Raw genomic sequence first — 24,282 nt, forward strand, 5'->3', positions numbered from 1 at the left:
AAGAGGAAAACTTACGGCATGGCATCCGCGCCGTCCGGTTCCAGGGGAAGAACGGAAGGCAAAGGAAGCACGACGTTGGCAGGTAGGGGTGCCTTGCGCTGGAGCACCTTGGGCGCCAGAGCCTCGCTCGTCTCATAGGCGCCGCGGAACATCTCCAGCTTGGCATCCAGATTGTCAATGTAATGCAGGGCTACCGCTTCCGGCGTCTTCGGGAACACGGGAGAACCGAAGGCCAGTTCCCCGTGGTGGGAGGCGATCAGGTGCAGCAGGTGCATGCGCACGTCCGGGGAGGGAGGGTCCAGCGTCTTCCAGGAATCCGCTTCCGGAAGAACCATGATGCGCTTCCATAAATTGTTGACCAGTTCGATGCCCAGCGGAATATGGCCCAGCAATTCTCCGGCCTCCGAATAAGGCATCGTGAAATCCTCCTTCGGGTAGCAGTTTTCCCACAGCTTCCCGCAGTCATGGAACAGGCAGCCGGCCAGCAGAAGATCACGGTTCAGCTCCGGATTCGCCTGGCAGACGGCGGAAGCCGTGCGCATCATCCCCGCGACGTGCTCCACCAGACCGCCGCGGCGGGCATGGTGGTAGGTGCGGGCGGCGGCGGCGCGCTGGAGGCGTTCCCCGAACTGCTCGATGAATTCAATGCACAAGGCGCGGATGCGCGGATCGTTCATGCCCTTGATCAGAAGGCAAATCTCCTTTAAATCCGCCTCCTGCTTCTTTTTCAAGGTTCCGGAACCGGCCAGGAAGCTTTCCTTTTCCTGTTCATCCAGCAAACGCACGTCCAGGTCGGAAGCTTCCATTCCGAAGCCCCCTTTGGTCCACTGGCCGCGCAGGCTCACGAAGCTGCGGAGAGGCAGGGATGCCAGCGTCCGGAACCAGGGTTTGTCCTCCCACACCTTCAGCCCCATCGTCCCTTCCGCATCGGCAAAAGACACGTCCAGATACGGCTTGTTGCTCTTGGTCATCTTCTGCGCACACTGGGCGATCTGGGCAAAAACTTCCGCTTCCACCTGGCCCTCTGCGGCCAGTTTGCCCAATTCCATGAGACTGACTTGTTCCATAGGTGTCATCTTGCCCCGCTTCCTTCCATCCGTCAAGAAAACGCCGGATAATCCTGATATTAAAAAAAGGAAAACGTTTATTTTTCCAACACGCCCAGTTCGGCAACAACAACATGGCTGCCTTCCACCACCCGCTTGCCGACAAAACGCAGGTAACGGGCTTTCACGGGAGCTTTCAGATCAATCCTCTGCGGAACGGGATTGGCGCGGATATTGGAAAATTCCCCCTCGGCGGCAGGAGTTCCCCAATTTTTACCGTCCGGGCTGAGGTAAACGGCGTACTGGTCAATCGTCCCCCGGGCGGAATCCCTGCGGGGCGTATAGATCACGGCGGAAACGTTGACCGGACGCCCCATGTCGATTTCCAGCGCCTGGGGCGGGGCGATCTCTCCCCCGGCGGCATGCGTATGCCAGAGGGTGGAGGGGTTGCCGTCAATGGCCAGTTCCGGAGCGGCGGCGCCCCTTTCCCCGGCCATCACCTTCCAGTCCCGCGTGGGGACGGGAATGACCTGCGTGGTCACGGCAGACGTTTTCCCGCGGTATTCCCCCACCGCCTTCACCGTTCCTCCCGCAGGAAGAAGGAAAGGTTCCCTGTACACGGCAGACTGCGGGCCGGGTTCGGTTCCGTCCGTGGTGTATCTGGTCACGACGCCATCCGCAGACGCCAAGGTGACCCGGCCGTCGCGGTCATAATTCACGGACGGAGCATTCAAAATGACAGGGTACTTCCACAGGGAAACCTCGCACAGGGCCGGAATGTCCCTGGACTCTTCCACCACCACCCGCACCTCATCCGTCGTCACGGGCCTGCCTTTCAAGAGAACCCGGGCTCCTATGCTGGAACCTTCCAGCCATTTGACAAACTGGCCGTTTTCACGCACGTCCACACGGAACCGGCGCACTCTCTGCCCCAGCTGGATGGGCTCCGCCAGCCGGATAACGTCAAACGCGGCAGGCTCCGGCAGCTTCAACACAAGACTGGGATTTTTATCTCCCGGCGCAGCCGCCCAGTAGGTCGCCCGCTTCCGGTCAAGGACTTGTTCCGCGCCGTGCCCCTTCCATGAGGAGGAAGAACCAGCACGCGCACCGGCAGCAAAATTGCGGGAATACAGTTCATTCAGCAGCGCACGGAATCCCGCCAGGGACTTTTTATCCTCTTCATGAATGCGGCCGCGGCGGTCCGGCGGCACGTTCAGGTTCAGATTGGCGCCCCTTCCTACGCTGTCAAAATACAGTTTCAGGAGATTTTCAGGCGTTCGCACACGGGCATTCTCATGCTCATGCCAGAACCAGCCCGGACGGATGGAAACGTCCACTTCCGCGGGAATCCAGTATTTCCCGTCCACCGTGCCCTCCGTGCCCAACTGGTAGCGCACGGTGCCGGGCGCGGGTTCCGTACCGGCTTGAAGAGGAACGGGGGTATACGTGGCCCAGCAGGGATAGCCTGCATAACCGCTTTCATTCCCCACCCAGCGGGCATCCGGGCCCACATCGGAGAAAATTACTACGTTCGGCTGGCGTTTCTTCAATTCCCCCCACGTCGTTTTCCACTGGTAATACGTGCTCCTGTCAATGGACCGCTTTTCCCGGGAGCCCCCGTAATAGCCGTCCCCGCCGTTCGCTCCGTCAAACCAGGCCAGAAAAAGCGGACCGTATCCGGTGGAAAGTTCCTTCAATTGTTCACGGTACATCCGGATATATTCCGGAGAACCGTATGAGGAAGCATTGCGGTCCCAGGGTGAAAGGTAAACGCCGAACCTGAGGCCGTATTTCCTGCATGCGCGGGAGACGTCCTTCACCACATCCCCCTTTCCCTGCTTCCAGGGGGAGGAGGCAACGCTGTGCTTCGTCGTCCTGGTGGGCCACAGGCAGAACCCGTCATGGTGCTTGCAGGTCAGTACCACTCCCTTGAACCCGGCGTCCGCCAGCGTTTTGACGAGATCCTCCGCATCAAAATCGGAAGGGTTGAACAGCTCCGGCTTTTCGTCGCCATAGCCCCATTCCTTTCCGGTAAACGTATTGATCGTGAAATGGACAAAGGCGTACATCTCCATATCGTGCCATGCCAGCTGCCCTCGGGAAGGGACAGGTTTCAACGGCGTCAGCGCGCCTTTTATCCCGGCTTCCCCGTTACTTGCGGCAAACAAGGAAAGCCCCAGCACCGCCGCCGGAACCAGCCGACTTAATTTTCTCATGGAAATAATCAAATACGGATCCCTCTTCATGTGCGTTCATCTACGTTTCCGGAAGGCTCTTTCTTTCCGATAAAGTCATGCACAGCCTTTTAGGCTCTCTTTTCCCTCACGGCATGCTAAAGTTCCTCCCCTCCATTCCGGAGCTACCGCCATGTTACATATCGGATGCCATCTCTCCTCCGCAAAAGGTTATGAAGCCATGGGCAAGACAGCCCTTTCCATCGGAGCCAACACCTTCCAGTTCTTCACGCGCAACCCGCGCGGAAGCAAGGCCAAAGCCATTGACGAACCGGACATCGCCCGTTTTCTGAAACTTGCCGGAGAGAACGGCTTCGGCACGCTGCTGGCGCACGCTCCCTACACGCTGAACCCCTGCTCCGCAGATCCCAAGGTCACGCGCTTCGCCGCCCAGGTCCTCCGGGAAGACCTGGCGCTCATGGAACACCTGCCGGGCCATCTTTACAACTTTCATCCGGGCAGCCATGTGGGGCAGGGAGTGGAGCAGGGCATAGAGCTGGTGGCGGCTCAATTGAACGACGTGCTCACTCCGGAGCAAAAGACCACCGTCCTGCTGGAAACCATGTCCGGCAAGGGAAGCGAAATCGGCAGAACCTTTGAGGAACTGGCGGCCGTCATGGAACGGGTGGACCTGAACGACAAGCTGGGCGTCTGCCTGGACACCTGCCACGTTTATTCCGCCGGGTATGACATCGTCACGCAGCTGGACGCCGTGCTGGAGCAATTTGACGCTGTGCTGGGACTGGAACGCCTGCGCGCCATCCACCTGAACGACAGCATGACGCCTTTCTCCTCCTTCAAGGACCGCCATGAAACCATCGGCAAGGGATCTCTGGGGGAACAGGCCTTCATCAATATCATCAACCACCCCGTTCTGCGGGAATTGCCCTTCTTCCTGGAAACGCCCCGGGACAATGCCGGACACGGCGAGGAAATAGCCTGGTTGAAAAAACATTACCGCGGCTGACTCCTCCCTCCCGGCGTACGCTCCCCGGACCTAACGGGGATGCTCCGAGTGGAAAAAAGCTTGCATCAGCACCGGATACGGGATACACAAGACCCATAAATTAGTTTAAACTAATTCCAATATCTGCCATTCACGGCAGAGACCATCCGGTTTTTATGAAAGAAATGCGCATCGCAAAAATAACAGGGCGTGAAATCCTGGATTCACGCGGCAACCCCACCATTGAAGCGGACGTTTACCTGGAAGGCGGAGCCGCAGGCACGGCGGCCGTCCCCAGCGGAGCTTCCACCGGGGAACATGAAGCCTGTGAACTCAGGGACGGCGACATAACCCGCTACCAGGGCAAAGGCGTCACCAAGGCGGTGGACAACATCCGCAACATCATCGCTCCGGCCCTGATCGGCCTGGAAGCGACGGAACAGACCACGGCGGACGCGCTCATGCGCTCCCTGGACGGCACCTTCAACAAGGCCAAACTGGGAGCCAACGCCATTCTGGGCGTTTCCCTGGCTCTGGCAAAGGCGGCGGCGGCCCAGCTGCAACAGCCCCTGTACCGCTACCTGGGCGGTCCGAACGCCAAGGTTCTGCCCGTTCCCATGATGAACATCATCAATGGCGGCGCCCATTCCGACGCCCCTATCGACTTCCAGGAATTCATGATCGTTCCGGCGGGGGCTCCCACCTTCCGGGAAGCCCTGCGTTACGGAGCGGAAGTCTTTCATGCATTGAAATCCGTCCTGCATGACCGCGGCCTTTCCACCGCCGTGGGCGATGAAGGCGGCTTCGCCCCCAGGCTGAACTCTGCGGAAGACGCCCTGGACTGCATCGCCCAGGCCGTGGACAAGGCCGGTTACCGGTTCGGGGAGGACATCTCCATCGCCCTGGACGTGGCTTCCTCCGAATTCTACGATCCGGAATCCGGCCTGTACGTTTTCAAAAAATCCGACGGCAGCCGCAGAACCGCTGAAGAACTGACGGATTATTACGTGGAACTGAAGAAGAAGTATCCCATCGTCTCCATTGAAGACGGCTGTGCGGAAAACGACTGGGACGGATGGAAAACCCTGACGGAAAAACTGGGGAGGAACACCCAGCTCGTGGGAGACGACCTCTTTGTCACCAACGTGGAATTCCTGAGGAAGGGCATCCATCTCGGCGTCGCCAACTCCATTCTGGTGAAGGTGAACCAGATCGGCTCCCTGACGGAAACGCTGGACGCCGTGGAACTGGCCATGGGCAACCGCTATACCGCCGTCATTTCCCACCGCTCCGGGGAAACGGAAGACGCCACCATTGCGGACATTGCCGTAGGAACCAATGCCGGCCAGATCAAGACCGGCTCCCTGAGCCGCTCCGACCGCATGGCCAAATACAACCGCCTTCTCCGGATTGAAGAGGAACTGGGAGAATCCGCGCGCTACGGCAACGGATTCGGCCTCTTCTGACCCTTTCTGCCGGAACTGGTATCAAGCAACCCCAAATCCCCGAGCCTCCCTCCCGGCGGCCGGGGATTTTTCATGTCCCGGGGCAATTGCATCCTTTTCTTTGGGACAAAATATGCAATGCTGGCCTTTCAGATTCCGCATTGCCAAAAACTCCATTCCCGTCCCGCGCCATGTCTCCCGGCCTTTCCCTGCCCACACGCCCTTTACTGTGCGCGGGCCTGCTGTACCTGGCGCTTCCCGTGGGCCTCTTCCTGTGGGGATGGCTGCATCCCGCCTTCTCCGTACCCCTCTGCGCCGCCCTGGGATACGGGCTGTACGCCTGCGCCCGGAATCTCCCGGAGCGGAGGCTCCCGCTGAAAGGGCGCGGACTGGCCGTTCTTGCTTTCCTGACCCTGTTCTGCCTGCTGCTGGTGCTGCTGTGCGGCTTCACGGCCCATTGCCAGCAGCATGCGGACTTTGTGATCCGCAATGCCGTCTACGAACGGCTTACGGCAGGAGCCTGGCCCCTCGTCATGCCGGACGGCCGCCATTTTATCTACTATCTGGGCCACTGGCTGCCTCCCGCGCTGGCCGCCTCCCCCTGTCCGGCGTCATGGGCTCCCTGGCTGCTGGCCCTGTGGACCTTCCTGGGGCTGGAACTGGCGCTGCTGGCGGCAGCCTCCCGCTGGGGCGTCCGCAAAACGGGCTGGTGGACATTGATTCTTTTCTGCCTGGGGTCTCCTGCCCCGGCCCTGGACATCCTGGGAATGCCCCTTTCCTCCCTGTTCCCGGATTACAATGCCCAGATGGTCCTGTTCATCGGCATGCCCGCTCAAATATTCAATACGTTCAACCACGCCGTTCCGGCTCTGTTGTGCGCCGTGTTCATCCTGACCCGTTCCCTGCCTGCCGCTGGCTATTACTTCATGGGAGCATTGCTGCTGCCGTCTTCCCCCCTGGGAGCTCTCCTGCTCCTTCCGTACATGGTGTATGAAACCCTCTTCCGCCACCGTTCCACGGGGAAAGGGCCGCTCTCCCTCTTCCGAACACTTTTATCCCAGCCGGTTTTCTGGATTGCCGTTCTGTGCACGGCAGTCATGGCCGTCTTTTACGCCCATCTGGACGGAGGGGGCCGCCTCTCCTGCCTGTTTGCAGAGCGGTATGGAGAAATCTATCATTACGGGGAGCATAGGCTCCTGCTCCATTCCGGTTCCGTCAAATACGCCAGCTTCCTGGCGGCGCTGGTTCTGGGCGTCCTGCTGCCGGGGGCGCTGCTCTTTCCGGCGTGCCGCAAGCGGCCATGGTACTACATCACGCTGGGGATGATGGCATGCAGCCTTTTCTTCCGCACGGGCATCATGAACAATGAACTTCTCTTTAAAGCCCCTGCCGTCCTCTATCCCTTCCTCTCCCTGCTCTTTTTCGACGCCTTCCGCCAGGGAGGCATGCGCTTCCGGGCCATTCTGATTCTTTATCTTGCATGGACAGCCATTCCATCCCTGAAATGCATGATGGAAAAAGCGGGCACGTTCTCCACCCGGGCAGGCATCATGCAGGAGCACCGGCAGACAGATGAGGAAGGAACGCTTGACTGCCCGGAAGAACCGACCTGCCGCCAATTCATGAAAAAAGACGGGTATCCCCTCCCCCCGTGGCTGTTCAAAACCGGAACAAGGCCATAACCTCATGGCGGCAGGAATCAATCCAGCCTGATTCCGAAGATCCCGGAAAGGGAATTAGCATCCCCGCCCAGGGAATCCTCCCCGTCAGGAGAAGAAACAGGCGCAGACGGAATCAGGGCGGAAGCTTCCAGCCCCCTCAGCAGGAACAACAATTCCGGCTGCTCGTCCAGCATCACGCCAAAAGCGTACAAAACCGCCGCCGCATGCTTGCATAAATCCGCCCAATCCGGGCACGAACAGGAAAAACGCCACTCCTCCGGCCTGGGAAACAGGCCGCCTTCCGGGTCACACAGGATTTCCAGCAATTCCGGAGACAAATTCCCCTTCAGCAGGTCAATCCAGGAACCGATACGCCCGGCGCACCGCGCACGCAGCCGGGCCAGCGTCTCTTCATCCGGCGGGTCCGCCTCCACGCGCACCTCATACAAATGCTCGCCCATCACCAGGGCGTCGATGCGGCCGGGAACTGCTTTCACGTCCAGCACACAGCCATAACGCAAATACGTACGCCCCGGAGCCAGCCGCATGCCGTACACCTCGCATGCTCCCAGACTCTTCATCCACTCTTTTCCCCAGAACTTTTTCGCCAGGCTGCGCCCGGAAGCCGTCACGGGATGCAGCTCCATTCCCTCCGCCGCCAGTTCCTCCGCCTTTTCTTCCGCGCGTTTCCGCAAATCCGCCCGCTTCAGGGGCATTTCATCATCCATGCACACGGAAGAATGATATAGCATTCCCTCGCCTGCCTGGCACGGGAAAAAAGCATCCTACCATTCCCGCCATGCATGCAAGCACCGTAAAGACCATCCTTTTTTTCCAGTTTCCACACCGTCCATATCATCAGGGAAATGATAATATAAAATTGTTCTTCCACGCTTAAGGACCATATGTTTAATAAAGGATGGCTTTCTCCGGATTGGGCAAAATAGCCTGACGTGAATTTGTAAAAATAATGATTGGCGGCAAAAAAGAAACTTCTCAACACAGCGGATCCCAAATCATAAAACGGGCGGTCTGAATACCATAGAACTCCCACCAGCAATGTGGCGGAAATCATGATGAAGTAAGCTGGAATAATACGTTTTGCCCGGCGGTAATAAAAAGAGGCAAAGGAGAATGAACCGGAAGACAAGTCCCGGACAATGCCGCCTATGATCAAATACCCGGAAATCACGAAAAAAACGTCTACTCCCGCATATCCCCCCGGCAGAAGCTGCTTGATAAATGATACAGGAGAACAGGTAATACCGCCAAAGCACGAATTCCGTCGATATGGGGAAAATACTCTCCATGAACCGAATCGCTCTTATTCTGTTGATGGGCTGAATTCATTTCTCTCTTTTCATTTTTATTTTATGCGGGAGTGGCCTTGATCAAACGCATCTCCCCAATTCTCCAAAGGCTTCTCTACAGAGTCCCTGCCACCTGAAAATCCGCGTATTCTGGTTCGGATATAACGGCTTGCGCCATCCCATCGTATTCTTCCCCGTGCCAGGATGCGGCGAATCCGGTTGTATTTTCTCCGCCATGCATCTTCCCCCAGCTGCCGCGCAGGACTTTTTTCCGGCATTACCGTTGGTTTTCCCGTAATTTCCGAAAATTTCCCATCTGGATGATCTACTAATGCCGGGGTAATGTAATAAACTGGCGAAAAAGGCGTTATCCGACTTTTTAACCAATAATCCATGGCTCGGTTCCCGGCTATCCAAGACCAGATATTTTTTTCCTCCGGCAACTTCTTGAGCAGTTTTTCCCAGCTTCTCCTGTGCAGGAGCATGGAAAAGGTTCCCTGAACTCCGGAACAATGAAAAATATTAAACCAGGCCGTTTCCCCAGCGATAAGAGGCGATGTACTGTACCCGGGGTAGATCAATTCCCATGTTTGATCCTTTTCCATAAAATCAGCCAGCTGGCTTCCCAGACTTTCCCATTTGGACAGTTTGAGCATGGCATCATCCTCCAGCACCAGAATCACGTTCCAGTCCTTGTGCTCCAGGGCGTATTTCAGCGCTCTGGCATGAGACAAAACGCACCCCGCCACTCCTGCCCAGATTCTGGCCCGCTCCCCCGTTCTGGCTGTAAACCAGGGCTTTTCCAAATAACCGTGCAGTTCCGTTCCCCGGACAGCCTGAATGCGGTGCATTTTCCCGTCCAGCCCTGCTCTTTTAAGCTGCGCTAACATGCTGCTCCATCTTTCCGAATTTTCATCCAGATTGATTACCAGTACGGCATCTATTTTTTCCAAAAACATGAAACGGCAGGATTGATCGTGGTCGTTCATAAAAATGTTCTCCTGAATATGCGGTTAATGAACATCAACCTGTTATCTGACCTCCCCCTCTGCATCACGGCTAGGGCGGCCGGCCTCAGTATTGTTTCAAATGCCCCCCTCAACCCATGGTCAATCAATTGTATTTCAAGCATCCCATACGAGCAATTGGCCTCAATCAATACCGGCCCTTCAGCTGTGACGGCTATGTCCCACCCCACATTATGAATACAGGGGAAACCCTCATGGGCGCGGCAGGCCAAATCCACAGTCTCCCGCCAAAAAGGAATTCGGCGCCCTTTAAAAACAATCCCGGTATCGGGATGGGAGGAAACGCCTTTTTTCCGAGGATCCTCCGTATATCCCCATTTCCGTAGAATCCCTGCCGGATCAATTCCCACCGCCAAGCCGCCCTGGGAAAGATTGTCCAAATGCATCTCTTTTATTCCCATGCGTTGCATGCCCGCTATATATCGGCTACGTCCGTCGGCTCCACGCATGGTTACCAATCGCAGGGTGTTAAGGGATTCCGGATGAAGGGCGGCTATGGCCGGATGCTGCCGCACGGCCTCTTCTACCAGGAGGGGAGGAGTGATCAGACTGGAAAATTCATCAACACGCATGATATTTCCACTGACGCGGCATCTTTCATCATCTACCCATTCCACAAGGAATGCACTTTCCCCTTTCATTCCGCCAGCAGGTTTAACGAAAATGCGGGGACAGCGATCCCGGAGAAACTGACTCAGCGGAATAACTTCGGATTGACCTGCAGTCCTGACCAGAGGAATCCCATTCTCCACTCCTAGGAAGCCAAAGCGGCGCGGTACGGACAATCCCTGCCGGACAAATGCATGCCATGCGCTATCCTTGTTATTTAACACTGCACATTCGTTTCCTGCATATCGCAAAAGAGGTTGGGCATATTTGAGCCATTCCGACTCAAAAACATAACCGGATGAATCCGCTCCCTTATATTGTAGCCGAAACTGGAAATAATAATTGATGAGCATCCGCACGGGAAATGCCTTCCCGGAAGAAACCCAGCAGTGCAACTCACGCACCACTTGTCTGAACGGCTTGGAATCCTCATGCTTTGTAGCCTCATACAGTTCATATATCCGTGCCAGACTGCGCTTTAACTTGAGATGCCCGGACATTTTCTTGCGAGTCATCCACAACCGCTCGGAAAGAGTCGCTTCAGGCAATGGAACATCAACTTCCAATGGAAATGGCAATAGGACATTTTTTTCCATCATCTCAATCTTTTCAGAAATAAAATTAATGCCGCTCCTCAGAAGAAAAGCTGGATTCCCCTTCACGGCTGACACGTATGAAGGATGAAGGCTCACGGCTGCTTCTGTGGCCACGCTTGCCCCGACGGTTACAACGTTTCTTCCCACCTACGCACGCAATCGTTTTCCTGCACCAGTACGCAAAACGAGAAAACCAGCATTTCTTTTCAGGCATGGCGACGGCGGGGCTGCCCATCATGGCTCGCAAACGGGACTCCCAGACAGGAACCGGTCTCAGCGGATGGGCATCCAGATATTCCAGCAACAGGGAAATTTCCAATTGCTCTACAGGTGTCATCATGAAATCAAGCAGCTCATCCTCATTCTGCAATGGAGGCATGCAGGGCAGCTCCTTCACCCCTACTGCAAGAAAATTCAGCCGTGTCCTTCTGCATTTTCCACATGTTCCGCAATTGCAGGACAAATCCTTACCCTGATAACATACGCGGAGCTTCTGCAAAGCCAGTGGCCACTGCGCTACAACAGCTGCTTTTTCCGTACGGGTATACTCGGCGCCGTCCGTAATAACCTCTACTCCGTGGGAGGACAGGAAATGATTCGTCACCGGATTGTTACCGCTGGCCAGGTGGAAATAACTGAAACAATTATCACTTCCCAGCATCAAATGCCCGTAGTCCCTGTCAAATATTCTCATGCATGCCACCAGCATGGAAAAGTAGGACATGCCGTAAGCGCAGTGCATATCGCGGAAATTCGTCTCCACCGTATAAAACCGGGGTATCCCCAAATCATCCGTCAACTCCCTGGCCATGCGGGAAGCTTCCTTCCAATCAGCCTCATAATCCTTGCGGATATCGGCCCCCCTTACCATCAGACACGCATTCAGCTGCTGATTCTGGGGCCCCGCCATCACTCGTGCGTGACGAAAAGCGGTAAAACAGGCATCCAGACCACCTGAAAAACAGGCCAGACATTCGGGTCGTAGTACTCTTCCTCTGTCGTCTTCCACTGTATCCGGCTCAAGAGTTACGGCATTATACCTTGCAGGCTGCAAATTAACCCATGCTCTTACATAGCGGTCCAATCCCGGAAGCAGGGAGGCGGACACCGTTCCACGTACCTTGTAATGGCCTCCGTATTCCATCATTTTATGAAGAAACAGCACCGTCCATACATCCCCGCTATTGTCCAGCCCTTCAGGATGAAGTGAATCTCCCCTCACCCTCAGATATTGTTTCCAGTGTTTCCCGCCTGTCCGAAGGCAGGCGGAAAGTTCCACACCGCCGTCCGCCATCATCCGGGGTTCTCCTATCTCAATTTCTCCGTTCATGGATTAGGCACGGGCATGTTGTTCCTCCTCAGCTGACGGGAAAACTCCTCCCTATTCCTGCAAAAACTCACATGGGGAAGCTGCTTCATGGACTGCGCATAAACACCGGAAATCTTTCCATAGGAGTTATCAATCATAATCACCTCTCTGCCTGCCATGGCCGCAGCTATGGAAACATGCAAACGATCCGTGATCACTATGTCCACGGCATTAACGGCATGCAACAGCATATAAACACCCATCATATTGTAGTCGTGCCAGCGGCAGTCTCCTCCCCCATAACGGGAAACGTCCATGCTGGAATCCGGAGTAAGGGATGGGATGAAGGCTTCATTCCTTTCCTGGTCCCTCCTTATAAACCAGCCCGCACGACGCCCGTCTTCCAGCAGCTGAACGCGGGAAGAAAGATGCCTAACCAGACGACGGCGCGTCTTGCGGTAAAAACGGCAGAGATCGGCCGCCCTCCCTCTGACCAGATTCACTCTGGAGAACAATCGGAGCAGGATACCCGGTTCCGCACACCTTTCAGCCAAAGACTCCCAGGAGGGCAACAGGAGAGGAGAAAAATAAAAGGCCATATCGTCCGCTAGCAGAAAACACGCTTTTTGATTAAACTTCCTGCAATATTCCAAACTGCGGGACTCCCGGCAAAAGACCGTAAACCTTTCATCCATTATCTGCAAAAGGCTCCTGCACCCGCGTATGCTGTGGGGTAAAATCACGCAACGCACCAATCCGGGGGCAGAAAAGACAGACTCCATCACCTCATGCCAATTCCACTCAGACACCAGTCCTCCCCCTCCGCCATACACCAGCGTATAGGAATTCCCATAATCTTTCCCCTTTTTATAGACCTCATAGCTTAGCCCGATCCGGTCAAAAAGAGTCACGGTAGAGGCGGCAATCAACTCGTCCCCCAAATTTCCAGGATTGGGATAGTAAATGAAATGTTCCAGGCCCGTCAGGCATTCGTAAATACTATCCGGAACCGTGTAAGGGAACGTACCGCAACTTCTGTTAATGCACGGGGGCTTCATGATCCCACGGTCGAGGTTGATTATTCATGACAGCCAAAGCATTGGGACGCAGCCAGCAATTCAACAATGGACGTAACCCTCCATGAATGGGCTGAAACAATGCCCAGTGCACATTACCTTCCTGAACCAGAGGTCCCTTCTCAGTAACGGCAATATCCCAGCCAACACTGAACATCTGCGGGCAGTTATGATGTGCTTTTAATGCAAGCTCTATGGATTCCTTATAGAACGGAACCTGAAAACCGGCAAACGGGATTCCAGTGTCAGGATGGCATTTACACCCCCCTTTACTTAAATCCTCAAAAAAGCCCTCATTTGCCAGTGTACCATCAGAATTAATTTTTACACATAACCCTCCGGAGCACCAGTTATCAATACTTGAACTTCCGGCTCCCATTCTGAATAATGAGAAAAGCACCTCTATTTTTCCTCCGGGAGTGTACATGGTTACTATACGCAGAGTATTCAGAGAAGAAGAGTGGAAAGCAGACAGCCGAGAATGCCCCCGTACCAATTCCTCTACAATCAGCGGACCATCCTCAAATCTGTCCTTTAGCTCTTCCCATTTTGTGAAATAACCATCTACCAAACATCCCTCCTCTGTATCAGTTGCCTGAAGTTTCATGCACCCCTTCCCCTGATATGAGTCTATAGGTTTTAAGAACAAATCCTTTGCCGAAGCCAGTAAATCGCTCAACTTTTTCATTTCTCCCCCTGTAAGACGGCATACAGGAACATCCTGTTTCCAGACAGCTTCACCAAAACTCATTGATACAGGAATGGAGCGATCGCTCAAATACTGTCTGGCACGATTCTTATCGAGCAATATTCTAGCCATTTCGCCGGAAGCCTGAGCCAGAATTAAATTCCATCGAACCCATTCATCCCAAGTGCAAAATTCATTTACATTTCTTCCTTTAGAATGAAGGTGCTCATCAAAATACTCTTTTTTCAGATGTTTCAGATTGCCATCATACTCCCAGATAATTTTTTTGATATCTGCCAAGACTTCTTCTTCTGATTTGATATCATTCGGGTCGCATTTATCTAAGAGCGCACATATTTTTACACGATCTTTGCCATACAAACGCCAGGTATCTGTAATTTTTTTACGCAACGACGTTTTTAAAGGTCTTTCTCCAGGTGTCTTCGATTGTTTTTGTTTTCTGGTTAGCATGCGGATTTAGTTTTTAATAATTGTTCCTGTAATTTTCTGTAAACAAACATCCAGCCGCCATGCATACGCTGCATGGTGGCAGTACCTCCATGGGGATTAGACTCAATAATCAGAGGGCCTTCCTGCGTAACCGCCACATCCCAAGCAATGGCAAATACATGTTTTGAAAAACATTCGTGCGCCCGGATAATCAGCTCTACGGCCTCCTGAAAGCAGGGTATTTTAGTTCCCTTAAATATCAGGCCACTATCCGGATGTCTGTCCATAATCAGGGAAGGAATTTTGTAAACACAACAGCCCCAGTCACCCATCACGCCCTCATGATCCAACCCTACGCAAAGTCCCCCAGTTTTGGCATTGTCCGTGCAGGAACGGCCAACCCCTATTCTGATGATGCCATCCAAAAAACAAACTTTCCCCCTATTGTCTCTCATAGTCCAAAGACGCAGCGTGTTAATACTTTGCGTATGAAAAGCAGATATTCTCTCGTGCTGAGTCACCACCTGTTCAATCAACAAGGGGGGAAGCCCTTGCAAACAACCATTCAGTTCCAACCAACTCCGGTACTGTCCGTTTACCAAACACCCACTGGCATCCCCAGGGAGAATTTTCATGCAACAAAATCCCCCACAAGTATCATAAGGTTTGCTGAACAGCCCTATTCCGTACCTGTTCAAGGCTTCTGCAAGCAGCTCCTTTTCATTATTGCCTCTAATCACTAGGGGTTGCGTCTCTCCCCTCACAAGAATACCCAGACGTTTCGGCATGGGAATACCATGACGAGTAAAAAAAAAGTACTGTTTCGGTTTAATGAGTAGAATATCTATTTCATGAGTGACCAAGCGATCCAATTTCCTTCGAGTAGAATCCCATTCATTCCAAAGTACAAAATCTTCAAGCTTCCTATTTTTGTAATTCAAGCCTATTCTAAAATAGTCCGGTACAATATCACGGAAGGGCAAAGCATTCCTTTCCCTGATGATTTTCCTAAATTCGGCCAGTACCTCGTCGCCGGACTTGACCTGGTCCGCCGGATAAAGGGAATTGACATGACGTATATAATTCTCAGTCTGCCAGCACTTTCCGTATGCCCTCCATCGCTTCCGCTCCATGCGAAACTTTCTGGAAAGCTCCTGAAATACCCCATGCCAACCCGTTTCTGGACATATTTCCCTTTTCCCCGATTTTTTCACAGTAAATCTAATAGAAAAACAGATTGTCAACCCACTGGAATAATTAAAGAAATTGCCAGTTCATGATCATATCCTCGATTCCATCAAAACATTCCCGAATATCAACAGATATACTGAAACAGCCATTCAGGAAATGGAAACCAGCATGCTTATGCAAAACAAGTCGATTCCCATTCCCCGTTTTTATTTTACCTAAAAGGCAAAGCTATAGCCAAGATAGGCTGTCGTCGTAGAAACGGCGTCTTTCTGGCAATTAACCATCATACGCTGTACACCTAAAATCAGGCAATTATTGGAATTTAGGAAATAATGCTTGATGCCTAGACCCAACCCCATTTGTGCTCTATTGGTTGTCTCTGAAGCTGCATCCTTCCATTTGGACTCCATCTGATTCATCCCAAGGCGAGTACCTACGAAGAAATAGGTTCTTTGTCCTACTAATATGTTAAAATCAATGCCTAGATTCAAGGTCAAGTGAGAAACGTCCACATCATGCTCGCTTCCCTGAGCATAGCCTAAAGAAATGCCGGCATTCCAAAAACTTTTTTGTTCCATGGCAAAATTCCGCCGCCAATCCACCCGGAACCCGTATAAATGATCGGGGACAGGATCTCCCTTATCATAGTCAATAGCCGTATATTCCGCATTAATCATCAATTCCGTATCCTTGATGGTACTTGTCGGCGGCGTAGCGTAATCGGAAAGAGCCTTCCGGGGAGCGGCGTCTACCAATCCGGCAGAGAGAATGAACCCGCACGTCAATGTTGATAAAACATATTTCTTCATAATAGGTATTAATTGTTGAATATCAAAGTTTCCCTTGACGTTTTCAAATGTAACGGATTCACAATCCGTACAGGCTTCAATTTGTCTGTTGAATAAGAAGAATCTGTATCCATGCACCCCGAATCTTTTTCTGAAACACTCCGATTCCCAATCTTTTCAAATAAATGTATGGACTTATGAGGCAATAATTTAGGCCATCCCATTTTTTACTTGATTACGGATTGTGAATCCGATGGCACTAATATCAACTGCCATGGCCACGCACACCCCTGATCAATTAACAAATATCGCCGCCATCAAACTCATCGAAGATACTGGAATCAGCATTTTGGAGGCGGCTCTCCTCGTCCATGAACTGTACCAGGGCCTGGGCGGCCGCGGAAAAAGCATCATGAGGGCCAGAATGTGCATCCAACTGGGAAAAAAGGAACTGCATCAACGGGAAAAAACCGTTTCCTTCCGCCAGGGGGTGGAGGAAACCTTAAGGGCCAAACAGCACCGCAGACCGCGCACGCTTGCGGAAATCAACTATATTTGCACACGGCTAATGAACCACTGTCCGGAGTTGGGACGCAGGCCTTTAAGGGCCATACGCATGCAGGAATGCGCCAATTGTATAAGGCGCACCTTTCCCACGCTCCGCCAGCAGCGCAAGGCAAGGGTGATTTTAAGCGGCGTTTTCTCCACGGCGTTCAAGCACGGCTGGTGTGAAGAAAATCCGGCTCTGCAAATAGAACTGCCTCCCCTCCATGAACAAACGATACACCCTCTGACCATACGGGAAATTCAATCAATGTTCCATTCCGCCCGGCAGCTTTACGGCAATGCATGCATCCCGCCGCTGGGTCTGATGCTGTACGCGGGTATCCGTCCGGCGGAAGTTGAACGCCTGACCTGGAACGCCGTCAATCTGGAAGAACGGGTGGTTTGTCTGAAAGCCCTTCACAGCAAAACAGGAGGAAGCCGGCAAGTTCAAATTCACCCCGTTCTGCATCAACTGCTCAAGGACGTGCTGCCTTTACTAAAAGAGACACCTGTCTGTCCGCCTAACTGGAAGGAAAAATGGAAGCGCATCAGACATCATGCCGGATGGAGCTCCCGACACGGCAACCCATGGATACAAGACGTGCTGAGGCATACCTACGCAAGCTACCATGCCAAGCAGTTCCGCAATTTTACGGAACTGCAATATGAAATGGGCCATTCCGGACTGCATCTACTCAAATCCCGCTACCTGAATATGCAGGATATTTCCCGGAAGGATGCTTCCCGGTTCTGGAGTGTCAGGGAAACCGGACCATTCTGAAAAGTTAATTAACTCATTACCCATTTCAGACTTTCAAAAACACATGGCTTCAGGCACAACAGAAGGGTCATGTGGAAAGGCAGATTTTCTAAACCCACCGCTGATCTGGTTCAACGCTACGGCGAATCCGTCTCCTACGATTGGAGGCTCTTCCGCCAGGACATTGCCGGATCCATCGCCCATGCGCGGGCACAGCTCAAGGCAGGCCTGCTGACGCAGGAGGAGTTCGACGCCATTGAAGGCGGCCTGAAGGACATCCTGAAGGACATTGAGGCAGGCAACTTCACCTGGAGCCGGGAACTGGAAGACGTACACATGAACATTGAAAGCGAGCTGACCCGCCGCATCGGCGCGCCGGGGGCCAAGCTGCATACGGCACGCTCCCGCAACGACCAGGTGGCTACGGATACGCGGCTTTACTGCCGGGCGGAGATTGACGAAATTCTGGAAAAAGTGCATCACTTGCAGCGCGCCCTGGTGATGAAGGCGAAGGAATACGCGGATGCCATGATGCCGGGCTACACCCATCTTCAGCGCGCCCAGCCCGTCACGATGGGCCACCACCTGCTGGCCTACGTGGAAATGCTGAACAGGGATGCGGACCGCCTCACGGACTGCCGCAAGCGCTTGAACGTTTCCCCGCTGGGTTCCGGAGCCATCGCTGGCTCCACCATCTGCCTGGACCGCCATGGAATTGTCGTGGAGCTGGGGTTTGATGCCGTTACGGAGAATTCCATGGACGCGATTGCGGACCGGGATTACATCATGGAAACCCTTTTTGACCTGGCCGTGATCGGCGCCCACCTTTCCCGCATGAGTGAGGACATTATCCTGTGGTGCACCGCGGAATTCGGCTTTGCCACCCTGTCGGACGCCCACACCACGGGCTCTTCCCTGATGCCCCAGAAGAAAAATCCGGACGTGGCGGAACTGACCCGCGGCAAGACGGGACGCCTGTACGGCAACCTTACCGCCGTGATGGTGGCCGTCAAGGGACTGCCCCTGACCTACAACCGCGACCTTCAGGAAGACAAGGAACCCCTGTTCGATTCCATCGATACGGTCAAGCTGGCCCTGGACGTGAACGCGGAAATGATCGCCGCCATGACGGTCAACACGGCCCGCGCCCTGGAAGCGGCTTCCGATCCCATGCTGCTGGCTACGGACCTGGCGGACTACCTGGTGCGCCGCGGCGTCCCCTTCCGGAAGGCTCATGAGCTGGTCGGGAAGGCCGTCGCCATGAGCATTTCCACGGGCACGCCCCTCAACCAGTTGAGCGACGAGCAGCTCGCCTCCATTTCAGACGCGTATGGAACGGACGCGCGCGACGTATTTGAATTGACAAAAGCTTTCGCCCAGCGTACCAACCCGGGGGCTCCGAATTCCGAGAATACCCGCCGCCGCATTGCCTATTGGGAAGGCATCCTTTCCAAATAACACCTGCTTGCCGGGGAGCGGATGGAACGGAGAGCCTGCCGTCCGCCTCCGCGGCGCGCCTCCGGGCGCAGGAACAGGAGACGCCTTCACCCCACCGGCGGCGGCGCTACACCGTGACCGGCCAAAACACATCCGGCAGTCATGTTTAAACCTGCTCTCCTTTCCTCTCTCAAGACCTATACCAAGCAAACCTTCCTGGCAGACCTCTTCGCGGGGCTGACCGTCGGCGTGGTGGCCATTCCTCTGGCAATGGCCTTTGCGATCGCGTGCGGGCTTTCCCCCACCCAGGGCCTCGTCACCGCCATTGTGGCCGGTTTCCTCATTTCCCTGTTCAGCGGAAGCAAGTACCAGATAGGCGGCCCTACCGGAGCCTTCGTCATCATCATCATGGGCGTGCTGGAACAGTACCAGGCGTCCGGGCTGCTGGTTTGCACGCTGATGGCGGGCCTCTTTCTCATCATCCTGGGCTTCTGCCGCATGGGGGCGCTCATCCGTTTCATTCCGTTCCCCGTCACCACGGGCTTTACTTCCGGCATTGCCGTGGTGATTTTTTCCACACAGATCAAGGACATCTTCGGTCTCGCCATTGCGGAAAAAATCCCCGGTGACTTCATTGAAAAATGGATGTGTTATTTTAAATATTTCCACACCATCAACTGGGCGGCGCTGGCGCTGGCAGCCGGCACCGTTGCCATTACCCTGCTGAGCCGCCGCTTCTGGCCCAGGGTGCCGGCCATGCTGGTGGGCATGCTGGGCATGACAGCCGTTTCCGTGGCATTCTCTCTGCCCGTCACTACCATCGGTGAGGCCTTCGGGAGCCTTCCGAACACACTTCCCCTCCCCTCACTGCCCCACATTGAATGGCATAACCTGGGGGCGCTGACGGCCCCGGCCTTCACCATCGCCCTGCTGGCGGCCATTGAATCCCTGCTGAGCGCCTCCGTGGCGGACGGCATGACCGGAGGCCGCCACAAGCCCAACATGGAGCTGATCGCCCAGGGCATCGGCAACATCGGCTCCGCCCTGTTTGGCGGCATTCCGGCCACGGGAGCCATCGCCCGCACCGCCACCAACATCAAGGCGGGGGCCAAAAGCCCCGTCTCCGGCATGATTCACGCACTGACCCTGCTGGCCATTCTGATGGCGTTTGCCCAGTATGCCCAGCAAATCCCGCTGGCCGTGCTGGCAGGCATCCTGACGGTGGTGTGCTACAACATGAGTGAAGTGCACACGTTCAGCCGCCTGCTGAAAGGACCGCGGCAGGATGCGGCGGTACTGGTGATTACCTTCCTGCTGACCGTTTTTGTGGACCTTGTCGTAGCCGTGGAAGTGGGCGTGGTACTCGCCGCCCTGCTCTTCATGGGCCGCATGGCCCAGATCAGCGATGTCTCCGCCATTAAAAACGAGCTGCTGGACAGCGACAGGGAAGACGACGACGGCCGTTCCACCTCCAAGCTCGACATTCCGGAAGGCGTGGAAGTTTTCGACGTAAAAGGGCCTTTCTTCTTCGGCGCCGTGGAACAATTCAAGGACCAGGTGCTGGAAACGCTGGAACACGATACCAAGGTGGTCATCCTGCGCATGCGGCTGGTTCCGGCGCTGGACGCCACCGGGCTGAACGTTCTTTCCGACTTCTGCCACCAGTGCCGGGAACACGGCTCCACCCTGCTGGTTTGCGGCGTGCAGCCGCAGCCCCTGGATGTCATCCGCCACGCGCCTTTCTACCGGGAGCTGAAGCGCTACAATATTTGCGAGAATATTGAAGCCGCCCTGCTCCGCGCCCGCAAGATCATCAACGGCCCGGCGCCAAAACACTTGTAACGGCTGCCATTCCCCCGTGCGTCAGGTAGGAAGACCAGATGGACTTTCTAGCCCTTGCCTCCGGCATGCCTGCCATACGGCTGAAGCGAATTCCGGAACGGAAGCGCCGCGCAACAGGGCTCCGGCAAGCTTATCCGTCAACGGTCCGTTTCCTCTTCCTCATAGCGGGAAAGGAGGAAATCCAGATCCTCCAGCAGGGTCTGGCAGGAGCGGTCCCAGCGCTTCCTTCCCTGAAGTGCCATCACGCATTCCTTTCTTCCCGTAAAGCAGTACTTGGTAATGCCGCGTACCTGCAATTCCTCCACCTGCTTTTTCAGCTCACAGGCAAAAAACAGCCAGAACGGCACACTGCGGGCGATCTCCGCCACGCTAACCGTCATGGGAGGGGTTTCTTCCTTCAGTTCCCTTGCCAGATGGGCCAGGCCCACCTCCGTAAGCATGCGGCGCAGACGCTCATACAACTCAGACACCCGCATGACGGACAAATCACACTCATGTTCCAGATAATAGCGCACGGAGGCCAGCAGGTCTTCCTTGAACGGCAGAGTGGTTCCGGCGCGGCGGGCGGCATGTTCCAGGGCATCGGCCAGCCACTGTTCCCCGTACTCGGCGATCAGGCAATCACCCAGCTTGAGCAGTGGTCTGTTATTTCTAAAACCGATCATGGAAAAATAGGGAACTTAAAGGATGGGAAGCTTGCGCTGCAAGGGGTCGATCAGCGTTTGATGGCGCATCTGCGTAATCTCCTGGATGAACTCCTCCACATTGGAAAACTGGCGGTAAACGGACACATAGCGGATGTAGGCCACGGGATCAATGGCGTATAGTTTTTCAATCACTTTCTTGCCGATCTCGTTGGAGGGGACTTCACGCAAATGGTCGCGGTGCAATTCGGAAATAATTTCTTCCACGGCACGGTCCAGGCGGTCCATGCTCACGGGCCTCTTCTCACAAGCCTTCACCAGGCCGCGTAAAATCTTCTCGCGGTTCAGGGCTTCCCGCAGGTTGTCCCTCTTGACGACGCGCAACTCCGTACGTTCGATTTGCTCATAGGTCGTGTAACGGTAATCGCACCTCAGGCATACGCGGCGGCGGCGGATGGTCGTCCCGTCCTTGGACATACGGGAATCAATGACCTTATCCTCCAAATGACCGCACTGAACGCATCTCATGGCACAACCATACTACCATATAACGCATCCATAAAGGAAAAAGTACGCCAAATATAGTACAGAAGCCTTAATGGTCAGTCTTTCCCAACCAAGACTTCCTGTGAATAAGACAGGGGTAAAAATGCTCTCTCCGCCGTCCCTGCACGGATTCGCGGGCATGCCGGAATTGTGAATAAAGAGCCGTCCGGACTCCTCTCCGTCCGGCAGGAAAGACATATTTTTTTAATTTCTTTCCAACCGAGACTAAAAACCGTGAAAAACACAGCCCAGGCTCCGGGCCTCATGGGGAAGCCACCCATGCCAATCCGTCACGGATTTACTGTACCGCCTTGATTGACGACGCTGCCCGCAGTCAATTTGGCGCCGTTCAGATTCAGAACAGCGCCGTCCTTCACGATGATCCTGCCCAGATTCAGAGTCTGCCCCTCCATGTCCTTCAGAGACAATTCCACCTTTCCGGACAAGGTCCAGGAGCCTTTCAGGGAAGCAGGCTGCACACGCTCCAACACCACATGGGCCATATCCTCCGCTTTCCCTTCACCGCAGGCCACCTGAACTTCCGCCTGGCCGGACAAACGGACAGGAAGGACTTTCCCGTCCAGACCGCCAGGGAGCAGCAGGGGCTTGATTTCCACGGTGGAGCCGCCCGGAATAATCCAGGACTGGCGCCCCGCCAGCTGTACATTTGTCTTCAACTGCAAGTTCTTCCCCTCCGCCAGGCGAATGCCACCCGGCCCCAGCATCAACCGGTCTCCGGATGCACCGTTTCCCTGGATGGCAACGGTATCAACGGCCGGATCCTCCACCCGGATGCCGAACAACTTCACCACGCCCGATACCAGGCTGGGTTTTACGGAAGAAGCCACGTTCCACACGCACATGTTTTTCCCCGGCATTTTCCGGTTCATCCAGGCGTCCGGGGAACTCAGGGGGACTTCATAACGGCCGCTGCGGACAGCTCCGGCATCCTTCCCGGCCAGCCGGGCGGCTTCATAGGCGAAACGTGCGCCAATGCTGATCTGGGATTGGCCGCTGTAATGCACTCCCATCTGGTCTCCGGCAGTCAGCTTGGGGAGATCCCTGGTAGGCACGTACCCCAGGGAGAGACGGGACGCAGCCAGCTCCTTCATCAGCCGGTGGGACGTCTTTCCCTGAACTTCGGTATCCCGTCCTTCCAGGCCGCCGGTGACATTGCCCGTTTCCGGATCGCTTTCATTCTTTCCGCTCCAGTTGGCGTGCTCCCCAATGACGGCTTTCTGCGCAGCCAGGGCGGACGTATCCCCATACGGTTTCAAGTCCGTTGCCAGATTGCCCAGAAGATCCAGGAAACGGGAAGCGCTTTCCGGAACGGCGGCTCCGGCATTGCTTTCCCCCTGCAAATAGAGCAACCCGGCAAACTCCACCTTGGAATACCTGGACTTGTCCACCGCCGCACAGGCGTTTTTAACGGCCTGCACCAGCGCCTTGTACGCCTGTCCGTTCTTTTGCCAATGGGAATTGTCACCCCCGTCCCTGGAGGCTTTCACGACCGCTACGTCCGCATCCCTGAACCACCCGTTTTTCTCCAGGGTAAAGGCAAAACCGTACTCGGGCCCCATGCACAAATTGCCGTTATAGCGCGGCATGGCAGGCCTGACTTGTTCCCAGGAAGTGGAAGCGCCGGGGAACACCCCTTCCCTTTGGCCGAAATTTTCATGCCAGTACAGCGTTTTCTCCGGCTCATACTTCTTCAACAATTCCGGAGAAGCGGGACTGCCCTTCACAGCCCCCAGGGAATTGGACTGGCCCGTCAGCAGAAAAATCTTCAACTCCTTTGCGGAGCACACTGAAACAAGACACAGAAACAGGAAAGACAGGAAATATCTCATTTGAGTTGCCATTACCGGAACGCAATATAACTGCCGGAATTTTTCTTTTCAATCGTCAACTGCCTGGCGTGAGTCCAGGAAGGTGGAGGAAGGGAAAAGACCAGTTCCCATGGCCGTAATAGCCGTAATAGACAAAAAGGACATTATGGACGCTATGGACGCTATGGAGATGTGGAGAAGTGGGCCTTCTCGTCCACAGTGTCCATTAAGTCAACTAAGTCCATTGAGAGCTCCCAAGAAGCGAACAAGCCCCGCGAGGTACGGGACCTGGCGGGGCTTG

20 protein-coding genes are annotated in these 24,282 nt (G+C 54.7%); 6 read left to right on the forward strand and 14 right to left on the reverse strand.

Translation table 11 applies throughout. The annotated features are described in order from the left end of the window. Positions 1-11: 11 nt before the first annotated feature. Entirely contained in the window at positions 12-1,067 is a 1,056-nt protein-coding gene (locus tag LIO64_RS00775) for an HD domain-containing protein (protein ID WP_290547547.1), read from the reverse strand. Between the two features lie 77 nt (positions 1,068-1,144). Beyond that, a complete protein-coding gene (locus tag LIO64_RS00780; RefSeq protein ID WP_290547548.1) occupies positions 1,145-3,262 on the reverse strand; it encodes an alpha-L-fucosidase in 2,118 nt (705 codons plus the stop codon). 151 nt (positions 3,263-3,413) lie between these two features. Here LIO64_RS00780 and LIO64_RS00785 point away from each other — a divergent pair, with 151 nt between their 5' ends. The 3 genes from LIO64_RS00785 (at position 3,414) to LIO64_RS00795 (ending at position 7,353) form a co-directional block, all read left to right on the forward strand. Further along, complete coding sequence (locus tag LIO64_RS00785) at positions 3,414-4,247, forward strand: deoxyribonuclease IV (protein WP_290547549.1); 834 nt, start codon at positions 3,414-3,416, stop codon at positions 4,245-4,247. A gap of 155 nt (positions 4,248-4,402) precedes the next feature. Continuing rightward, positions 4,403-5,692: a phosphopyruvate hydratase gene (gene eno / locus LIO64_RS00790; RefSeq protein ID WP_345779553.1), complete on the forward strand. Its 1,290-nt coding sequence runs from the start codon at positions 4,403-4,405 to the stop codon at positions 5,690-5,692. 170 nt (positions 5,693-5,862) lie between these two features. Beyond that, the gene (locus LIO64_RS00795) at positions 5,863-7,353 is read left to right on the forward strand and encodes a hypothetical protein (RefSeq protein ID WP_290547550.1); all 1,491 of its coding nucleotides are present in this window, start codon (positions 5,863-5,865) and stop codon (positions 7,351-7,353) included. Between the two features lie 17 nt (positions 7,354-7,370). Here the strand turns inward: LIO64_RS00795 and LIO64_RS00800 are convergent, their stop codons facing one another. The 9 genes from LIO64_RS00800 to LIO64_RS00840 form a co-directional block, all read right to left on the reverse strand. Further along, positions 7,371-8,060, reverse strand: a complete 690-nt coding sequence (locus LIO64_RS00800; RefSeq protein ID WP_290547551.1) for an SWIM zinc finger family protein — start codon at positions 8,058-8,060, stop codon at positions 7,371-7,373. Next, entirely contained in the window at positions 8,039-8,596 is a 558-nt protein-coding gene (locus tag LIO64_RS00805) for an acyltransferase (protein ID WP_345779555.1), read from the reverse strand. The genes LIO64_RS00800 and LIO64_RS00805 overlap by 22 nt, the downstream gene beginning before the upstream one ends. Before the next feature lie 102 nt (positions 8,597-8,698). Next, entirely contained in the window at positions 8,699-9,631 is a 933-nt protein-coding gene (locus LIO64_RS00810) for a glycosyltransferase family 25 protein (protein WP_290547552.1), read from the reverse strand. Beyond that, a complete protein-coding gene (locus LIO64_RS00815) occupies positions 9,628-10,989 on the reverse strand; it encodes a sugar-transfer associated ATP-grasp domain-containing protein (protein WP_290547553.1) in 1,362 nt (453 codons plus the stop codon). Before LIO64_RS00815 ends, LIO64_RS00810 begins: the two co-directional genes overlap by 4 nt. Continuing rightward, positions 10,901-12,205 carry a hypothetical protein gene (locus LIO64_RS00820; RefSeq protein ID WP_290547554.1) on the reverse strand — a complete coding sequence of 435 codons (1,305 nt, stop codon included), beginning with the start codon at positions 12,203-12,205 and terminating at the stop codon, positions 10,901-10,903. The genes LIO64_RS00815 and LIO64_RS00820 overlap by 89 nt, the downstream gene beginning before the upstream one ends. Then, positions 12,202-13,242, reverse strand: a complete 1,041-nt coding sequence (locus tag LIO64_RS00825) for a polysaccharide pyruvyl transferase family protein (protein WP_290547555.1) — start codon at positions 13,240-13,242, stop codon at positions 12,202-12,204. Before LIO64_RS00825 ends, LIO64_RS00820 begins: the two co-directional genes overlap by 4 nt. After that, positions 13,223-14,419, reverse strand: coding sequence for a sugar-transfer associated ATP-grasp domain-containing protein (locus LIO64_RS00830; protein ID WP_290547556.1), 1,197 nt, complete (start codon positions 14,417-14,419; stop codon positions 13,223-13,225). Before LIO64_RS00830 ends, LIO64_RS00825 begins: the two co-directional genes overlap by 20 nt. Then, positions 14,413-15,531 (reverse strand): sugar-transfer associated ATP-grasp domain-containing protein, encoded by a 1,119-nt coding sequence (locus LIO64_RS00835; RefSeq protein ID WP_290547557.1) that lies wholly within the window; start codon positions 15,529-15,531, stop codon positions 14,413-14,415. The genes LIO64_RS00830 and LIO64_RS00835 overlap by 7 nt, the downstream gene beginning before the upstream one ends. A gap of 273 nt (positions 15,532-15,804) precedes the next feature. Beyond that, positions 15,805-16,398, reverse strand: coding sequence for a hypothetical protein (locus tag LIO64_RS00840; protein WP_290547558.1), 594 nt, complete (start codon positions 16,396-16,398; stop codon positions 15,805-15,807). Between the two features lie 253 nt (positions 16,399-16,651). On the opposite strand from LIO64_RS00840, the gene LIO64_RS00845 reads away from it, so the two are divergent. The 3 genes from LIO64_RS00845 (at position 16,652) to sulP (ending at position 20,962) form a co-directional block, all read left to right on the forward strand. Next, the gene (locus tag LIO64_RS00845) at positions 16,652-17,704 is read left to right on the forward strand and encodes a tyrosine-type recombinase/integrase (protein ID WP_290547559.1); all 1,053 of its coding nucleotides are present in this window, start codon (positions 16,652-16,654) and stop codon (positions 17,702-17,704) included. A gap of 69 nt (positions 17,705-17,773) precedes the next feature. After that, positions 17,774-19,141 carry an argininosuccinate lyase gene (gene argH, locus LIO64_RS00850; protein WP_290547560.1) on the forward strand — a complete coding sequence of 456 codons (1,368 nt, stop codon included), beginning with the start codon at positions 17,774-17,776 and terminating at the stop codon, positions 19,139-19,141. Positions 19,142-19,282: 141 nt separating this feature from the next. Then, the gene (gene sulP / locus LIO64_RS00855; protein WP_290547561.1) at positions 19,283-20,962 is read left to right on the forward strand and encodes a sulfate permease; all 1,680 of its coding nucleotides are present in this window, start codon (positions 19,283-19,285) and stop codon (positions 20,960-20,962) included. A gap of 137 nt (positions 20,963-21,099) precedes the next feature. On the opposite strand, the gene LIO64_RS00860 is transcribed toward sulP, so the two are convergent. The 3 genes from LIO64_RS00860 to LIO64_RS00870 all read right to left on the reverse strand — a co-directional run bounded on the left by LIO64_RS00860 (position 21,100) and on the right by LIO64_RS00870 (position 23,942). Further along, positions 21,100-21,627, reverse strand: coding sequence for a hypothetical protein (locus tag LIO64_RS00860; protein ID WP_290547562.1), 528 nt, complete (start codon positions 21,625-21,627; stop codon positions 21,100-21,102). Positions 21,628-21,642: 15 nt separating this feature from the next. Next, on the reverse strand, positions 21,643-22,134 hold the full coding sequence (gene nrdR / locus LIO64_RS00865) for a transcriptional regulator NrdR (protein ID WP_290547563.1): 492 nt from the start codon (positions 22,132-22,134) through the stop codon (positions 21,643-21,645). A gap of 308 nt (positions 22,135-22,442) precedes the next feature. Then, positions 22,443-23,942 carry a sialate O-acetylesterase gene (locus LIO64_RS00870; protein WP_290547564.1) on the reverse strand — a complete coding sequence of 500 codons (1,500 nt, stop codon included), beginning with the start codon at positions 23,940-23,942 and terminating at the stop codon, positions 22,443-22,445. Between the last annotated feature and the right edge of the window lie 340 nt (positions 23,943-24,282).

Source organism: Akkermansia sp., assembly GCF_020860705.1.
Lineage (GTDB): Bacteria > Verrucomicrobiota > Verrucomicrobiia > Verrucomicrobiales > Akkermansiaceae > Akkermansia.

Coding starts and splice junctions, on each gene's coding strand:
- LIO64_RS00785 (WP_290547549.1), top strand. CDS start 3,414: ATGTTACATATCGGATGCCATCTCTCCTCCGCAAAAGGTTATGAAGCC.
- LIO64_RS00845 (WP_290547559.1), top strand. CDS start 16,652: ATGGCCACGCACACCCCTGATCAATTAACAAATATCGCCGCCATCAAA.
- LIO64_RS00775 (WP_290547547.1), bottom strand. CDS start 1,067: ATGGAACAAGTCAGTCTCATGGAATTGGGCAAACTGGCCGCAGAGGGC.
- LIO64_RS00825 (WP_290547555.1), bottom strand. CDS start 13,242: ATGAAGCCCCCGTGCATTAACAGAAGTTGCGGTACGTTCCCTTACACG.
- LIO64_RS00780 (WP_290547548.1), bottom strand. CDS start 3,262: ATGAGAAAATTAAGTCGGCTGGTTCCGGCGGCGGTGCTGGGGCTTTCC.
- nrdR (WP_290547563.1), bottom strand. CDS start 22,134: ATGAGATGCGTTCAGTGCGGTCATTTGGAGGATAAGGTCATTGATTCC.
- LIO64_RS00835 (WP_290547557.1), bottom strand. CDS start 15,531: ATGGAGCGGAAGCGATGGAGGGCATACGGAAAGTGCTGGCAGACTGAG.
- argH (WP_290547560.1), top strand. CDS start 17,774: ATGTGGAAAGGCAGATTTTCTAAACCCACCGCTGATCTGGTTCAACGC.
- LIO64_RS00840 (WP_290547558.1), bottom strand. CDS start 16,398: ATGAAGAAATATGTTTTATCAACATTGACGTGCGGGTTCATTCTCTCT.
- LIO64_RS00820 (WP_290547554.1), bottom strand. CDS start 12,205: ATGAACGGAGAAATTGAGATAGGAGAACCCCGGATGATGGCGGACGGC.
- LIO64_RS00800 (WP_290547551.1), bottom strand. CDS start 8,060: ATGGATGATGAAATGCCCCTGAAGCGGGCGGATTTGCGGAAACGCGCG.
- sulP (WP_290547561.1), top strand. CDS start 19,283: ATGTTTAAACCTGCTCTCCTTTCCTCTCTCAAGACCTATACCAAGCAA.
- LIO64_RS00795 (WP_290547550.1), top strand. CDS start 5,863: ATGTCTCCCGGCCTTTCCCTGCCCACACGCCCTTTACTGTGCGCGGGC.
- eno (WP_345779553.1), top strand. CDS start 4,403: ATGAAAGAAATGCGCATCGCAAAAATAACAGGGCGTGAAATCCTGGAT.
- LIO64_RS00830 (WP_290547556.1), bottom strand. CDS start 14,419: ATGCTAACCAGAAAACAAAAACAATCGAAGACACCTGGAGAAAGACCT.
- LIO64_RS00860 (WP_290547562.1), bottom strand. CDS start 21,627: ATGATCGGTTTTAGAAATAACAGACCACTGCTCAAGCTGGGTGATTGC.
- LIO64_RS00810 (WP_290547552.1), bottom strand. CDS start 9,631: ATGAACGACCACGATCAATCCTGCCGTTTCATGTTTTTGGAAAAAATA.